At 58.1% G+C, this 14,703-nt stretch carries 15 protein-coding genes; 4 read left to right on the top strand and 11 right to left on the bottom strand.

Annotated elements, in window-relative coordinates:
- Positions 1-29: 29 nt before the first annotated feature.
- Positions 30-719, top strand: coding sequence for an FkbM family methyltransferase (locus DHN10_RS05225; protein ID WP_159086923.1), 690 nt, complete (start codon positions 30-32; stop codon positions 717-719).
- Here DHN10_RS05225 and DHN10_RS05220 read toward each other — a convergent pair.
- The gene (locus DHN10_RS05220; RefSeq protein ID WP_159086922.1) at positions 716-1,324 is read right to left on the bottom strand and encodes a hypothetical protein; all 609 of its coding nucleotides are present in this window, start codon (positions 1,322-1,324) and stop codon (positions 716-718) included. The two genes, DHN10_RS05225 and DHN10_RS05220, sit on opposite strands and share 4 nt — an antisense overlap.
- A gap of 81 nt (positions 1,325-1,405) precedes the next feature.
- Here DHN10_RS05220 and DHN10_RS05215 point away from each other — a divergent pair, with 81 nt between their 5' ends.
- The 3 genes from DHN10_RS05215 (at position 1,406) to DHN10_RS05205 (ending at position 4,511) form a co-directional block, all read left to right on the top strand.
- On the top strand, positions 1,406-2,272 hold the full coding sequence (locus DHN10_RS05215; protein ID WP_108814186.1) for a DMT family transporter: 867 nt from the start codon (positions 1,406-1,408) through the stop codon (positions 2,270-2,272).
- A 157-nt stretch (positions 2,273-2,429) separates the two neighbouring features.
- Positions 2,430-3,473 carry an OmpP1/FadL family transporter gene (locus tag DHN10_RS05210; RefSeq protein WP_108814185.1) on the top strand — a complete coding sequence of 348 codons (1,044 nt, stop codon included), beginning with the start codon at positions 2,430-2,432 and terminating at the stop codon, positions 3,471-3,473.
- 114 nt (positions 3,474-3,587) lie between these two features.
- Positions 3,588-4,511, top strand: coding sequence for a DMT family transporter (locus DHN10_RS05205; RefSeq protein WP_108814184.1), 924 nt, complete (start codon positions 3,588-3,590; stop codon positions 4,509-4,511).
- Here the strand turns inward: DHN10_RS05205 and lpxB are convergent.
- The 10 genes from lpxB to uppS all read right to left on the bottom strand — a co-directional run bounded on the left by lpxB (position 4,437) and on the right by uppS (position 14,701).
- Entirely contained in the window at positions 4,437-5,588 is a 1,152-nt protein-coding gene (gene lpxB, locus DHN10_RS05200) for a lipid-A-disaccharide synthase (RefSeq protein WP_108814183.1), read from the bottom strand. The two genes, DHN10_RS05205 and lpxB, sit on opposite strands and share 75 nt — an antisense overlap.
- On the bottom strand, positions 5,585-6,376 hold the full coding sequence (locus DHN10_RS05195) for an LpxI family protein (protein WP_108814182.1): 792 nt from the start codon (positions 6,374-6,376) through the stop codon (positions 5,585-5,587). The genes lpxB and DHN10_RS05195 overlap by 4 nt, the downstream gene beginning before the upstream one ends.
- Positions 6,376-7,158, bottom strand: a complete 783-nt coding sequence (lpxA, locus tag DHN10_RS05190) for an acyl-ACP--UDP-N-acetylglucosamine O-acyltransferase (RefSeq protein WP_108814181.1) — start codon at positions 7,156-7,158, stop codon at positions 6,376-6,378. The genes DHN10_RS05195 and lpxA overlap by 1 nt, the downstream gene beginning before the upstream one ends.
- A complete protein-coding gene (gene fabZ, locus DHN10_RS05185) occupies positions 7,158-7,619 on the bottom strand; it encodes a 3-hydroxyacyl-ACP dehydratase FabZ (protein WP_108814180.1) in 462 nt (153 codons plus the stop codon). The genes lpxA and fabZ overlap by 1 nt, the downstream gene beginning before the upstream one ends.
- A gap of 122 nt (positions 7,620-7,741) precedes the next feature.
- The gene (locus DHN10_RS05180; protein WP_108814179.1) at positions 7,742-8,263 is read right to left on the bottom strand and encodes an OmpH family outer membrane protein; all 522 of its coding nucleotides are present in this window, start codon (positions 8,261-8,263) and stop codon (positions 7,742-7,744) included.
- The gene (bamA, locus tag DHN10_RS05175; RefSeq protein WP_108814178.1) at positions 8,263-10,569 is read right to left on the bottom strand and encodes an outer membrane protein assembly factor BamA; all 2,307 of its coding nucleotides are present in this window, start codon (positions 10,567-10,569) and stop codon (positions 8,263-8,265) included. The genes DHN10_RS05180 and bamA overlap by 1 nt, the downstream gene beginning before the upstream one ends.
- 95 nt (positions 10,570-10,664) lie before the next feature.
- Positions 10,665-11,999, bottom strand: coding sequence for an RIP metalloprotease RseP (gene rseP, locus DHN10_RS05170; protein WP_234417035.1), 1,335 nt, complete (start codon positions 11,997-11,999; stop codon positions 10,665-10,667).
- 4 nt (positions 12,000-12,003) lie between these two features.
- Positions 12,004-13,173 (bottom strand): 1-deoxy-D-xylulose-5-phosphate reductoisomerase, encoded by a 1,170-nt coding sequence (gene dxr, locus DHN10_RS05165; RefSeq protein WP_108814176.1) that lies wholly within the window; start codon positions 13,171-13,173, stop codon positions 12,004-12,006.
- A complete protein-coding gene (locus tag DHN10_RS05160) occupies positions 13,170-13,973 on the bottom strand; it encodes a phosphatidate cytidylyltransferase (RefSeq protein ID WP_108814175.1) in 804 nt (267 codons plus the stop codon). Before DHN10_RS05160 ends, dxr begins: the two co-directional genes overlap by 4 nt.
- Positions 13,970-14,701 carry a polyprenyl diphosphate synthase gene (uppS, locus tag DHN10_RS05155; RefSeq protein WP_108814174.1) on the bottom strand — a complete coding sequence of 244 codons (732 nt, stop codon included), beginning with the start codon at positions 14,699-14,701 and terminating at the stop codon, positions 13,970-13,972. Before uppS ends, DHN10_RS05160 begins: the two co-directional genes overlap by 4 nt.
- Between the last annotated feature and the right edge of the window lie 2 nt (positions 14,702-14,703).

The following is a 14,703-nucleotide window of genomic DNA, read 5'->3' as shown; positions in this document are numbered from 1 at the left end:
CAGTCACCATGTCCCACCCGTTGACGGGCATGCCATTCAAGTATTTGACGCTAACGCACAAACGGCTCTGGCTGCAACGCAAACAACCCCAGCTTGCTGTGCTGAACCATCTTGGGGGCCTGCTACGTGCCGGCGACACTGTGCTAGAGGTCGGCGGGCACATCGGTTTTACCACGCAGTTTCTGGCGACACGGGTTGGTGGGCATGGTCAGGTCCATGCCTTTGAACCCGGACAGCAAAATCGCGATTTCCTGTGCACCAATATCCGCACCAGCGCCAACGCCACCCATATCAATGCCGCCGTCAGCGGCTGCATTGGCAAGGCACCCTTTTACGAAGAACGCGCCGGCGGTTTCCACAGCGCGTTGAACTCTGATTTCGCACAGATGCGCGCGCGTCTGTCGCGCAAAAGCGCCTTGGCTGAGGTTGCTGTGCGCGATGTCCACACCGTCACCATCGACCACTATGCAACCCAGCACGGGTTGCGTGTCGATGCGCTTTGCATTGATGCCGAAGGTGCAGAACTTGAGGTGCTGCACGCGGCAACAACAACGCTTCGCACATTGCGGGTACTGATGCTGACCGTCACAAAGAACCACAAGGCCGTCTATGACCTGCTGGAAAAAGCGGGATTTGCCTTGCGCACGCCAGAGGGCCAACTGCTCACCTCGCTCGTGGGCGTGACAGAAAGCGTCTTTGCAACGCGCGACAACCACTAGCCGTTCAAAGCATCCAGCAGTAGATCAGCCGTAAACTCTCCCGGCGCGCATTGGGCCAGATCACCACCCTGCCCGCGCTGGAACCATGCGTCACGGGCCGTCAAGCCGACGCTTACGGATGGACCTAAATGGAGGGGATCACGGCCCCAATGGGTGCCTGCAAAGGGTTCCTCTGCCATCCAATCTTGCAAGGAAACAGGCGGTATCCCCGCCCGCGCGACCAGAAAACCTGCGATACAATCCACCTGCCGGGCAACGAGCCCACGTAGCATCTGTTCTTCACTGCGGCGATTGCGGATTTGCGAGAGCGCAAAATCGGCAACACCGTGGCGCACTTGCACCGCATGCCCAAAAGCATGTGCCACCAGATAGGGCGCTTGGGGAAGTGTGCTGGCCGCAGGCGTGATCAGGATTTCATTGCGCGTTGTACAATAGACGACCTGCGCATTCACCGTCATATCCGCGCCGCATCGGCCTGCAATCGTTTCGACATGTTTGACGACAGGCATCGCCGCAAAACTGCGCAGCGCCGCCGCCGCTACATCGTCAACTGCATCCGCCTGCGCCGCACCTGCGGCAACAAGCGTCGCCAAAATCCAACGCATCCGCATGCCTCCTCTTTGCCCTTACACAAACACATCGCAACGGGCCTTGCAAAACTGCCCGCTTCAGTGACAACTGCCCCCATGAGCACAACCCTGCAAGCCGGCCTTTGGATGATCGGCGCGATCACCTCTTTTACACTGATGGCAGTTGCAGGGCGGGCGGTCAGCCTTGAACTTGATACCTTCGAGATCATGCTGTTTCGTAGCCTGACGGGCATTGTGATTGTGGTCACTGTGGGTTGGGCTGCAGGCACGCTGGGGCAGATCAGCCGCGACCGATTAGGGCTGCATGCAACACGTAATCTGTGCCATTTTGCAGGGCAAAACCTGTGGTTTCTGGCAATCACGCTGATCCCACTCGCGCAGGTCTTTGCGTTGGAGTTCACAACACCGATCTGGGTGATCCTGCTGTCGCCGCTGCTGATCAAAGAAAAGCTTACCGGGATTGGGTTGCTTTGTGCGGCCATTGGTTTTGTCGGGATTCTGATCGTCGCACGGCCCAATCCCAGCGAAATCAGCCTTGGCCTGATTGCGGCGGCCAGCTGTGCTGTGTTTTTTGCGCTCACGGCAATCTTTACCCGGATGCTGACACGGACCGAAACGATTACAACGATCCTGTTCTACCTCACCACGATGCAGGCTGTCTTTGGGCTGATTTGTGCGGGATATGATGGCGATCTGGCGATACCATCGCTGGCGGCCTTGCCTTGGGTGGTGGTGATTGGCTGCGCAGGTTTGCTCGCGCATTTTTGCCTGACCAACGCGCTACGGATTGCACCGGCTAGTGTCGTGATGCCGATCGATTTTGCGCGCCTGCCGACGATTGCGGTGGTTGGTATGCTGCTTTACGCCGAACCTCTTGATCCGTGGATCTTTGTGGGTGCGGCGTTGATTTTTGCGGCAAACTACCTCAATATCTCAAACGCAATCCGGCGTTCACCTTTGTGAGCGGGCAGCGCCTCGGCCAATCTTTTAGATGCGATCCATGCAATTTTGTGACGCTGCGGCCTTCACCTGGTTGTGACGTGGCGTCAAGAATTGACGCAAAGGTTAGGCATTCCTTAGGGTTGATAGCACACATTATATTCATGACAGGGATGAGGACATGAAAAACATCACAACAGCAGGGGCGGCTTTGCTGCTCACGACCAGCATGGCCAACGCAGGGGGACTTGACCGCTCTGGGCAAGGCATCGGTGCAATTTTCGAAGATGGCGATTATGTCGAGTTTAGCTTTGGGCAGGTGACGCCTGATCTATCCGGCTCAGTTGCTGGCGGCGCAGTTGGTTCCGGCAATATCGCACCATCCTACTCGCAGCTTGGTGCCGCGTTGAAAACGCAGGCGACTGATCAGCTATCGTTTGCTGTGATTATTGATCAGCCTTATGGCGCAGATGTCGATTACGACGACACCGATGCAGGCTATCCGCTGGCGGGTTCGAATGCCCAAGTGAAAACCTTTGGGATCACTGCTCTCGGGCGCTATGCCGTCAATGATAACTTCAGCGTCCATGGCGGCCTTCGCCACACAACGGCCGAAGGCGTTTACGATGTGACCGCACCAGCAGCCTACACCTCCACCTACTCAAGCGACAGCGGTCTCGGTTTTGTTCTTGGCGGCGCGTATGAGCGCAAGGACATCGCACTGCGTGTCGCGCTGACCTACAATAGCGAAGTTGACTTGGAGCTTGACGGTACCGCTGGCGATTTGTCGACTACATTGCCAGAGTCGGTCAACCTGGATTTCCAGACTGGTGTTGCCGCGGATACGCTTGTGTTCGGCTCGGTGCGCTGGGTCGGATGGGATGGCTTTGCACTGTCCGACAGTCTTGCTGGCGATATCCTCGCATATGATGATGATGTCATCACCTACAACATTGGTGTTGGCCGTCGTATCAACGATCAACTGTCGGCATCCCTAAGCGTCGGATACGAAAAGGAGACCGGTGAGATCACCGGCAACCTTGGACCGACTGACGGTTACCTGAGCGCGCAACTTGGTGCTGCCTATACACTGGATAGTGGCGTCGAAATCTCTGGTGGCGTGCGTTACGCGAAACTTGGCGATGCTACAACATCAGTTATCGGGGCTGAATTCGAAGACAACTCGGCGCTCGCTGTCGGAATGAAAGTTGCCTACAACTTCTAAATCGGACACCACAATAATCACCTCAAAGCCCCGCCCAATCCGGCGGGGCTTTTTCGTTGTCCATGCGCATGATCCGGGTTGCGCCAGCCGCGCCAAATCGATCAACTCGCAGCCATGGCACCTGTTCAAAAAACCATCTCTTCGCGCGCCTGGGCAGAGCTTTTGTTGCTCTCTTTCATTTGGGGCGGCTCGTTCTTGTCGATCCGCATCGCGCTCAATGAAATCGGCCCGCTCAGCTCTGTCGCGCATCGCACCGGCTGGGCGATGCTGTTCCTTTGGGCCTATATCCTGTTACGCCGTCTGCCGGTGCCAGCGGACCCGCGTATTTGGGGTGCTTTCCTTGTTATGGGGTTTCTCAACAACGTCATTCCCTTCAGCCTGATGGCCTGGGGACAGCTGCATATTTCCACCGGCCTGACATCAATCCTCAACGCTGCTACGGCCATTTTCGGGGTTATCGCCGCAGCCTTGTTTTTTGCAGACGAACGTTTGACCCCGCGCAAGGCACTGGGCGTGAGCCTCGGGTTTTTTGGTGTTGCAACGGCGATTGGCCTATCGGCCTTCAAGGACTTTGACGTAGGCTCTTTGGGGCAACTGGCGGTCATTGGCGGCACGGTCAGCTATGCGCTGGCAGGTGTTTGGGCGCGCAAGATGCTAAGCGGCCTGTCACCGCAGGTCGCCGCAGCAGGCATGCTGACCGGGGCGTCGTTGGTCACCCTACCCGCCGCATGGTTGATCGAAGGACCGCTGACGCTGGACCTGCAACCCCAGACATGGGCCGCTATCATCTATTACGCCATCGTGGCGACCGCGATTGCCTATATGCTTTACTATCGCGTGCTGGCTATGGCGGGCAGTGGCAATCTGATGCTGTGCACGCTGCTTGTTGCACCTGTGGCGATTGTCTTGGGCGCACTGGTTCTGGGCGAGACGCTGCCGCTGCGGGCCTATGTGGGCTTTGTTCTACTCGCAGCCGGGCTGCTGATCCTTGACGGTCGCCTGTTCAAGACCCGCCAAAACCGCGCGCGCCGCACGTAGGCCGGGCGGCTCACCGCCCTGCCCCAGCCGTTCCATCGTCAGCGCCATGGCTGCGTGCTGTGCGTCAGGCTTTGCCAGTACATCCAGCACCGCATCGGCAATTGGCCCTGCGACACAATCATTGCCGATAAATTCGGGCACCGTGCGGGTTTCGCTGACAAGGTTCACCAGTGTGACTGTATCCACCATCAACATCCGGCCAATGATGATCCGGCTAAGCCATGCCATATCATAGGCAATCACCATCGGCGTATCGGCCGCCGCCAATTCCAGCGACACCGTGCCAGAGGCCGCAAGCGCCACGTCGGCCCGTTTGAACCAGGCGCCCTTGTCCGGCGTGCCGGGCGGCAACACTGTGACAGGCACGGCCCAATGGGCCACGCGGTCTTGCACCAGATCATGCACGCCGCTTGTTGTGGGGATCACAAATCGGGCGTCAGGGACTTTGGCTGCGATCTGTGCTGCAGCCGCGCCAAAGCGATCAGCCAATCGCGATACTTCGCCTTTGCGGCTTCCGGGCAGCACCAGCACGACCGTGCCCTCGCCCAGACGGGCAGCATCCGCGTCGCTGGCCACAGGCTCTGCCACCACTGGGTGGCCGACGAAATCGCAGGCCATGCCTGCCGCCCGCATCAATGGCGGCTCAAACGGGAACAGCGCCAGCACATGGTCAATGTGATGCGCCATTTTGGCCGCACGCCCCGGACGCCAAGCCCAGACCGTGGGCGCCACATAATGCACCGTGCGAATACTGCTGGCCGCTTTGACCAGCCGCGCGACCCGCAGGCAAAAATCGGGACTGTCGATGGTGATCAGCACGTCAGGCTTGGCTGCGATGATCGCTTCGGCCATCTGCCGGATCCGCGCCTTGAGCGCGCGGTACTTCGGTAGAATTTCCGCCAGCCCCATGACGCTGAGTTCATCCATGGGAAAGCGGCTTTGCATCCCTTCGGCCTGCATCAGGGGCCCGGCGACACCTTCAAACTGTACATCGGGCCGCAGCTCTTTGAGGCCTGCCATCAAGGCCGCGCCCAGCTTGTCGCCAGAGGCCTCGCCCGCAATCAGGAAAACCTTCATGCGCCCCCCTTAGGCCGCACCCAAAGAAAGAGCCCCGCCGCATCGAGTGTTGCCAGCACCTTGGGCTGGTCCAGAACCATCACGCCGCCCGCCTCAATCACGATACCAGCCAACCCGGCGGCCGCCGCGTTGCGGGCGGTATCCGGGCCAATCACCGGCAGATCAGCACGGCGATCCTGCGTGGGCTTTGGCGCCTTAAAAAGCTCTGCCTGTTTGGCATCCACCGGCGCGAATTTGGCAATCATCGCATCCGTCCCGGATTGATCTTCACGCGCCAGCACGTGCCCACCGCGCACCAGACAGGCCTGCCCTGCATCCGCGGCACCCATCTGCGCAATGATCTGCTCGGCCAAAGCCGCGTCATCGCGTGTTTGATCGGTGATGATGGTTTTTGTGGGCACGCCTGCGTCCGGCAATAATCCCGGTGCAATCTGGTGGGCGGCCCTTACCGCCAACCCTGCCTCTTCGAAAATCCCGATGATTTCACGCAAGGCCCCATCGTCGCCCTTGGCAATGGCGCTAGCGATGCGGGGCACCAACGGCAAAGTCGCGGCATCAATCTTTGTTTGATCAATGTCAGGGCGGCGCACGGCCCCTGCCATGCAAACCTCGTCCACGCCACGTGCTTTGAGGTTCGCCAAAAAGCTGCCCAGATGTTCGATCCGAAAGGTCACATCAGGGGTGAGCGCAGGCGCAAACCCCGCCATAGCGCAGATCAGCGGCCGCGCTGGCAGGCACGCGACCAAAGCCGGGGGCAATGCCCCTGTGCCTGCAATCAGCGCCAGCATCAGCCCGGCGTCAGGAAATTGCGGTCGGTTTCGCCCAGAATAAACGCAACCATCTGCTGGACGTAAGCGCTGTCGCTTTCTTCGGCCAGACGACGGGCGCGGTCCTGAAATGTGCCCTCACCATCTTTCAGCATCTGGAACGACGCTCGCATCGCTGTGATATCAGCACGGTCCACGCCTTTGCGCTTGAGCCCCACAAGGTTTAACCCATCCAACGCGCCACGCGGCCCTTGTACCAGACCATGAGGGACCACATCCTTGGTCACCATGGTCACGGCACCGATGATGGCCCCCTGACCAATGCGCACCCATTGGTGGACACCGGACAAACCGCCAATAATCACGTCATCTTCGATCACGCAGTGCCCTGCAACGGCGGAGGAATTAACTACAATCACGCGGTCACCGATCTGGGCATCATGGGCGATATGGCAGCCTGCCATGAACAGCCCATCATCGCCGATCCGGGTTTCACCGCCGCCTTGTGTGGTGCCTGTGTTCATTGTGACATGTTCGCGAATGCGATTGCGTGCGCCGATGCGCAGCCGTGTCAACTCACCGTCGAATTTCAGATCCTGAGGGATTTCGCCAATCACCGCGAAGGGAAAGATGATCGTATCAGGGCCGACATGTGTATCGCCCTCTACCACCACGTGGCTTTTCAGCTCGACCCCTTCAGAAAGCACCACACTGGCACCTACGACGCAAAACGGGCCGACCGTACAGCTGTCAGCGATCTGCGCGCCATCGGCAATGATGGCAGAGGGGTGGATACCCGCCATCAGTCTTGCATATCCATCATCGCTGTGAATTCTGCTTCGGCAGCCATTTCACCTTCGACAAGGGCGGTCCCTTTAAAGCGCCAGACCTTGCCACCGGGTTTGCCGCGCGTGGTTTCTACGTGCATCTCAAGCACGTCACCGGGCACCACTTTGCGACGGAACTTGCAGCCATCAATGGCCATGAAATAGACCAGAAGATTGCCCTCGGTCAGGCCCAATGACGCGCCCACCATCACGGCGGTCGTTTGCGCCATTGCTTCAACAATGGTCACGCCGGGCATGATGGGATTGCCGGGGAAATGGCCCTGAAAATGCGGTTCGTTCATGGTGACATTCTTGATGCCCACGGCAGAGGTCGTGCCATTGATGCTATGGACCTTATCAACCAGCAGAAACGGGTAACGATGTGGCAGAATTTTCTGGATCAGTTGGATATCTGCGGTCGTGACAGGTTCAGTCATCGCGGGCGGCTCCTTGATATTACTGCGGTTTTGGGCCGCCTATAGCGGTAGGTGATTCAGGTTTCTTCACGCAGCGCTCAATCCCATCACTAGCAAGGCAGATCAGCACGGGCAAGCGCGCGCTACCTGTCACCATTACCCAATTCAGCGTCGATCCGCACGATTGCATCATCGGTGATATTGGCCGCACGCACAGAAAGAACCACATTGCGTTGTTCCATGACCATGGCCGCACCACGTTCGAGCATAATGTTGGCGACGATCCCCTGAACGCGTTCTTCAAACCGGGCACGGGCCTCGGCCGAGGCAACCTGAAGTTCCACATTCTTAGAATCGCGCACCCGGCGCACATCCTGCACCTTGGCATCAAATGCCTCTGATTCCGCGCGGAATTCTTCCGGCGTCATCTCCGGGCGGCGCAGGGTGAGGCTACGCTCTTCCTGCGTGAGTGTTTCCACGATCCGGTCGTTTTCGGCCTGGAGTTCGGCGGTTCGCTTTGCCAAATCTTCCGCGATCCGCCGCCCATAGAGGGTTTCGAAGAACAGCCGCTCGCTGTCGATGATCAGGATCTGCGGCGAGCTTTGCTGTGCCGCCGCAGGGATCGCCAGCACAAGCCAAACAAGACATGCGCGCAGCCAAAGCATCAAAAGCTCGTGGAAATTGTCAGGTCAAAACTCCGCGTCTCGTCCCGATCTTCCACTTCCAGAGGTTCGGTAAAGTTGAACCGTAATGGCCCAAGGGGAGTGGTCCAAAAGATCGAAAGGCCAGCCACTGCACGCGGCGTGAAATCATCATAGATGACTGCCTCACCGAATGTTTCGCCAACATCCCAGACCGAGCCGTAGTCGATGAACGCACCGCCGCTGATGCCGTATTCGCTGGGCAGACCCAGCGGGAATTCGGTTTCAAGGCGCAGCACGGAAAAGGCGTTGCCGCCCAAGGCATCGTCAGTTGCGTCATCACGCGGGCCGACACCGCCCGCAGTGAAACCGCGCATCACACGGCTGCCCAGAAAAAAGCGATCCGTGACACGGCTTGAGCCGTCCTGATAGCTAAGCAACCCGCCTTCCACGGTGGCGCGCAGCGTAACCTCTTCGTTCAGGATTTTCGTCTCTGCGCCGGCAAGGGCGGTGGTTTTGATAAACTGGCTGTCGCCAAATCCGAACTCCTGCCCGAACCGCAGCACAATGCCTGCGTTGGGGTTCAGCCCAGAACGTCGGTTATCGAAACTATAGGTATAGCCGATGGCATTGGTCCAAACGCCTTCTTCGGCCGCTTCATTCCGGATGATCTGACTGGCGGAACTGGAAACATCTGTAAGGTCATTATACTCCAGCGCGTAGAACAGCCGCAGACGGCCCTGCTCGCTCACTGGGAATGTGATGGCAGGACTAAACCGGAGCTTTTCAGTGTCATAAAGTGCGTTCTCGTTGTCGGTCGTTGCGTAGGAGAGGTTGACGCTCCCGGCAAGTTGCCGGCCCAAAAGCTGCGGTTCGGTGAAGGCGAAACTCAAGCGGCGGTTTGATTCCGCTGTTGAGATATCGAAATCCAACCGTTGGCCGCGACCTTGAAAGTTGCTTTGCCGGTAAGATGCCAACAGCCCAAGGCCTGCATCTGAGTTGTAGTTTGCCCCAAAAGACAGGGTCCCTGTTGGCCCTTCTGTCACATCCACATCAACGATCACCTGATCGTCTGCGGTGCCGCGGCGGGTATCGACAGCAACGTTCTGGAAAAAGCCAAGGCCACGGATGCGGCGGGCGCTGGCTTCAATCTCGCGGGGGTTCAAGGGGTCACCCTCCACCAGCCGGAACTGGTTACGGATGACACGGTCCAGCGTTGTGCCATTGCCCTCGATATCAATGCGTTCAACAAACACACGTGGGCCGGGCACCAGCACGTAGTTGACGTTGATCATCAGACCACGGGCATCGCGGCTGATGCGTGGGTCAATCCGCACAAAGCGCAGGCCCAGATCATCGGCCCGTGCCTCCAGGCGGGTGATGTCGTCGTCAATTGGCACCGGTGAATATGTGGCACCCATGCGCGCTTTGACGACACCCTGAAAATCCGCCGCACTCACGCCAGTGATTTCGCTGGTGACAGTGACATCGCCGAATTCAAATTTCTGCCCTTCGCGCAGGTTATACGTCACCAGATAGGCGTCGCGTTCACGCGTCAGCGCCACGTCGACGTTCTGGATCACAAAATCCACATGGCCACGCGATTGATAGAAATCAGTAAGAACTTGCCGGTCCTGTTCAACGCGCTCGGGCGAGAATGTGTCGCGGGAAATGATCGCCCGCAGCAGCCCTGCCTGTTTGGATTCAAGCACCCGGCGCAGGCGGCCTTCGGAATATGTGCGGTTGCCGATAAAGCTGATCCGCTCAATCTCGGTCACGGCAGATTCGACAACTTCAAACACCAGATCGACGCGGTTTTCGCTTTGGCGAATGATGCGCGGCGTCACAGAGGCGTTGATGCGCCCCTCGCGTGCGTAAACTTCCGTCAGGATGGCGGTGTCGGTCTCTGCCTGTTCTGGGGTGAAGACGCGGCGCGGCTGGGATTGCAACAAAGGCAGCAATTCCGCGTCACGCACGCGGGTGTTACCTTCGATATTGATGCGGTTGATCGTGGGGTATTCGACAACCCGGATGACGAGGGTGCGGCCTTGCGGGATAAGTTCCACGCTTTCAAATAGGCCTGACCCACGGATGTTCTGCCCGGCGTCATTCAAGCCAGCCGTCGACAAAGCGGCGCCCGGTTCAAGATCACCAAAGGTCAGGATCGTGCCATCGGCAACCCGCTGGTTGCCTTCAATGACGAAACTGTTGAATGAAAAGCTCTGCGCGGCGGCTATGCCTGCCATCAAAACCGTCAAAACCGACGCTGCCAATGCGATCCGCATTGCCCCTACGCCCTGCGCGATTGCGCGCCCCACACCTGTCGCCATTTTGCCCGCCTTAACCAACGTTTCTCTTGGGGTTTGGAGTAGCGGGATTGGGGGGCGATGTCAAAACGGCAAACGGTGAAATTCACGCAGCCCGTTTATGGGCAGAGGATCGTGTCGTTCAAAATCGTGAACATCATCATCGTCAGGATCAGCGACAGGCCCACAAACATAAAGACCTGCACGGCGCGATCACTTGGCTTGCGCCGGGCGATGGCCTCATAGGCATAAAACACCAGATGGCCACCATCCAGGACAGGGATCGGGAAAAGATTGATCAGGCCAACGGCAGCCGACAAGGCACCAATGAACCAGATAAAGCTCTGCGCGCCCTGCTCGGCCATTGATCCGCTGGTTTCGGCGATGCCAACCGGCCCGGACAGATTACAGGTCGATATCTTGCCAAAAATAATATGTTGCAGCGCCGAAAGCGACGTGGTCATCGTGTCCCACAGCCCTTCAACCCCGATGGTCAAAGCCTCCCAGGCACCAACAGAACCGCGCATCTCTTCAAAAAAGATCGTACCCGTAATCCCGATCAGCCAGCGTGTTTCAAACCCACCTTCGGGGTTGGGCAGATCAACCCGGCGCGGGGCAATCGTCTTGACCAGCGTTTCGCCTTCACGCCAGATCGTGAAATCCATCGCGGCCCCTTCAGCGGCCAGAACCATCTTTTGCACCTGCGAAAACGCGTAGATGCGCACGCCGTCAATCGCGGTGATCACGTCGTTCACTTTGATATCTGCATCATCGGCAGCAGAGCGCGGGCTAACGCTGGACACCGCGGCGGGGAAATAATACGGGCCATCCACAGTAATTTCACGCCCGTCACGGATGACAGTGTAATCCAGACGTTCTTGCACCGGCACCAGATCAACAAGCGACACTTCACGCGTTGGATCATCAAAGGCAAAGCCCTCAACCGCCACAAAGATATCGCCGGATTGCAGGTCGCTTTCAAAACTTGCTGGCAATGGCCGCAACTCTTCAAAGGTCAGCGGATCAACTGACCGGCCCTGATACATGATCGAGCCGGTAAAGATCGCAATCGCCAGAATAAAGTTGAAAACCGGCCCTGCCGCCACTGTCGCCGTGCGCGCCCACAAAGGCGCGCCCAGCATCGTGTGCCGCAAATCGGCCTCTGCCACTTCACCGTCACTGCCCACGCTGGCCGCATTGGCATCACCCATGAATTTTACATATCCACCAAGGGGCAGTGCCGCGACCTGCCACTGGGTGCCGCGTTTATCAACACGGCTATAAACCACCGGTCCAAAGCCCAATGAAAACACATCAGCATGAATGCCGCACCAGCGCCCGACGATGTAATGGCCGTACTCGTGGATCGCCACGATGACGGAAAGTGCCACAACAAAAGCCACAATCATAAAGGCAAAACTGCCAAACATCGGTACGAATTGTGTCAGGTCCAAAGCGCTATCCTAGCTGGCCAAAGGCCTCGCCCGCGTAAATGCGGGCCAGCCTGTCGGTCTCTAACACGCTATCTAGCGTAATATCTGCGGTTTGCACCCCCGTCTGCGATGACATTTTGTCGAGCGTGGCGGCAACAACCCGCGACATATCCAAGAAACCAATTTCACCAGCGATAAACCCATCCAGCGCGCGTTCCTTGGCGGCGTTGAACGCCGCACCGGACAGACCGCCCTGCTCCATCACGCGCGTCGCAAGCGCCAGCGCGGGGTAGCGCGCGGCATCGGGCGCCTCAAACGTCAGTTTGCCGATTTTCGCTAGGTCAAGGCGTTCCACCGGCAGGGTCCTTCGTTCTGGCCAATGCAGAGCATAGCCAATCGCGTGCCGCATATCCGGCGGCCCGACATGGGCCATCAGCGCCCCGTCGTTGAAACCTACCATCGCGTGGATCAGGCTTTCGCGATGCACCAACACCTCGATCATATCCGAAGATACGTTAAAAAACTCTTTTGTTTCAATCAGCTCCATCGCTTTGTTAAACATGGATGCGCTGTCAATCGTGATGCGCTGGCCCATGTCCCAATTCGGGTGGTTTGAGGCTTCGGCCAGTGTCGCTGTGGCCAGTTTTTCTACCGGCCAATCCCGGAATGCCCCCCCCGATGCGGTGATAATCACCCGTTCTACCGCTGTCATATCTTCGCCGACCAGCGCCTGAAACACCGCTGAATGCTCACTGTCGACCGGCAAAACCGTTGCGCCATGCGCCTTGGCCTCACCCAAAAGCAAAGGACCAGCGGTCACCAGCGATTCCTTATTGGCCAATGCCAGCGTGTTGCCCTGCGCAAGTGCGGTCAGCCCCGGTACCAGCCCTGCAGCGCCCACAATCGCCGACAAGGCCCAGTCAGCTTCGCGCGCTGCGGCCTCTGCCACGGCCGCTGGCCCTGCGGCAACCGCAATGCCCGTTCCGGCCAACAAATCCTTGAGGTCCTGATAACACTCCGGGTAGCAGGTCACTGCCAGATCAGCGCCCAATGCTTGCGCATCCTTGGCCAATTGCACCACATTGCGCCCACCGGTGAGCGCCACAACATCATATGCGCCCGCATCACGCGCCACCAGATCAAGCGCGCTTTGCCCCACCGATCCGGTTGCCCCGAACACCGAAATCCGCCTCAAAAGACAACCCCGGGCACGTCAAATATATCCGCAACGACGATCAAAAACAGCGACGCCCCCAAAAGCGCATCAAAGCGGTCAAAAAGCCCGCCATGGCCGGGGATCAGGGTGGAACTGTCCTTAACGCCCATCCGCCGTTTCAGCGAACTTTCCGCGATATCGCCCATCTGTCCAGCAAAGCTCAACACCATGGAAATCACAATGATCCACAGCCCAGCATCGGTGAACAGCGTAAAGACAAAGCCGACCAGTGCTGCCCCGACCCAACCGGCAATCGTGCCGCTCCAGGTTTTCTTGGGGCTGATCGCTGGCCAGAACTTGGGCCCGCCCAAGGATTTACCGGCAAAATAACCAAAGATATCCGTTACAATGACCACGGACATCAGCCAAAGCAGCCAGAAAAACCCATAATCCATGCGGAAATGCACCAACCCCCAGCCCGCAAGCTGAATGCCAACGGCAAAGACAAAGAAGGTCTTAATCTCAGTCTTCAGTTGGGTCGCACCAATCGCCGGCACCACAAGGAACAAAAGCATGCCCCAAAGCGTGCCATCAGCCAACTGCCCCGACATCACCGAAGCCACCAAAGCCGCCAGCAACATGCCCTTGGTCGGCTCGTCGGGACGGATCATCATCCACAATTCCCAGACCATCACAGCGGTTACAAAAACCACCAGCATCTGAAACCAGACGCCGCCCATAATGACCCCAAAGGCCCCGACAACCACCATCACGGCACTGGACGCCATTCGGACGGTCAGATCATCCCATTTAGTGGGGTTCGGGGACGGCGTTGTCATTCACAGACCCGTGCCGCACCAAAACGGCGGTCACGTTTCGCGTATGAATTCAACACGCTGGCGAATTCCTCTGCGGTGAAATCAGGCCATAGCGTATCAACAAACTCATATTCCGCATAGGCCGACTGCCATAGCAGAAAGTTGGAAATGCGTGCCTCGCCACTGGTGCGGATCACCAGATCAGGATCAGGCAGCACATGGGTGTCTAGAAAGCCCGCAAGGGTTTCGGCATCGACATCCTGATGGGTCAGGCGGCCCTGTTCAATTTCAAAGGCCAGCCGTTTGGCCGCGCGCGTCACCTCATCACGGCCGCCATAGTTGAGGGCCACAGTCAAATGAACCCGGTCATTTTCAGCGGTGCGCAGTTCCAGATCATCCATAAGGGCAACCAGCTTGTCATCCAGCCGAATGCGGTCGCCGATGAAACGCACGCAGACACCATTTTGATAAAGATCGTCAGCCTCTCGCTTCAGGTACTTGCGAAACAGGCTCATCAATCCGGCAACTTCGGATTGGGTACGTTTCCAATTCTCGGTCGAAAACGCAAATATTGTCAGATACTTAACACCAAGCTGCGGACATGCCTCTACAATCTCGCGGACCCTGCGCGCACCGGCATGATGCCCGAACAGGCGTGGGCGGCCACGTTTCTGCGCCCAACGGCCATTGCCATCCATAATGATGGCAACATGGGCCGGGCCGGCCTTGGCATCTGCATCTTTGGGCATCA

The organism is Loktanella sp. Alg231-35, assembly GCF_900143545.1.
Classification (GTDB): domain Bacteria; phylum Pseudomonadota; class Alphaproteobacteria; order Rhodobacterales; family Rhodobacteraceae; genus Yoonia.
This window is presented reverse-complemented; position numbering and strand designations above follow the sequence as displayed.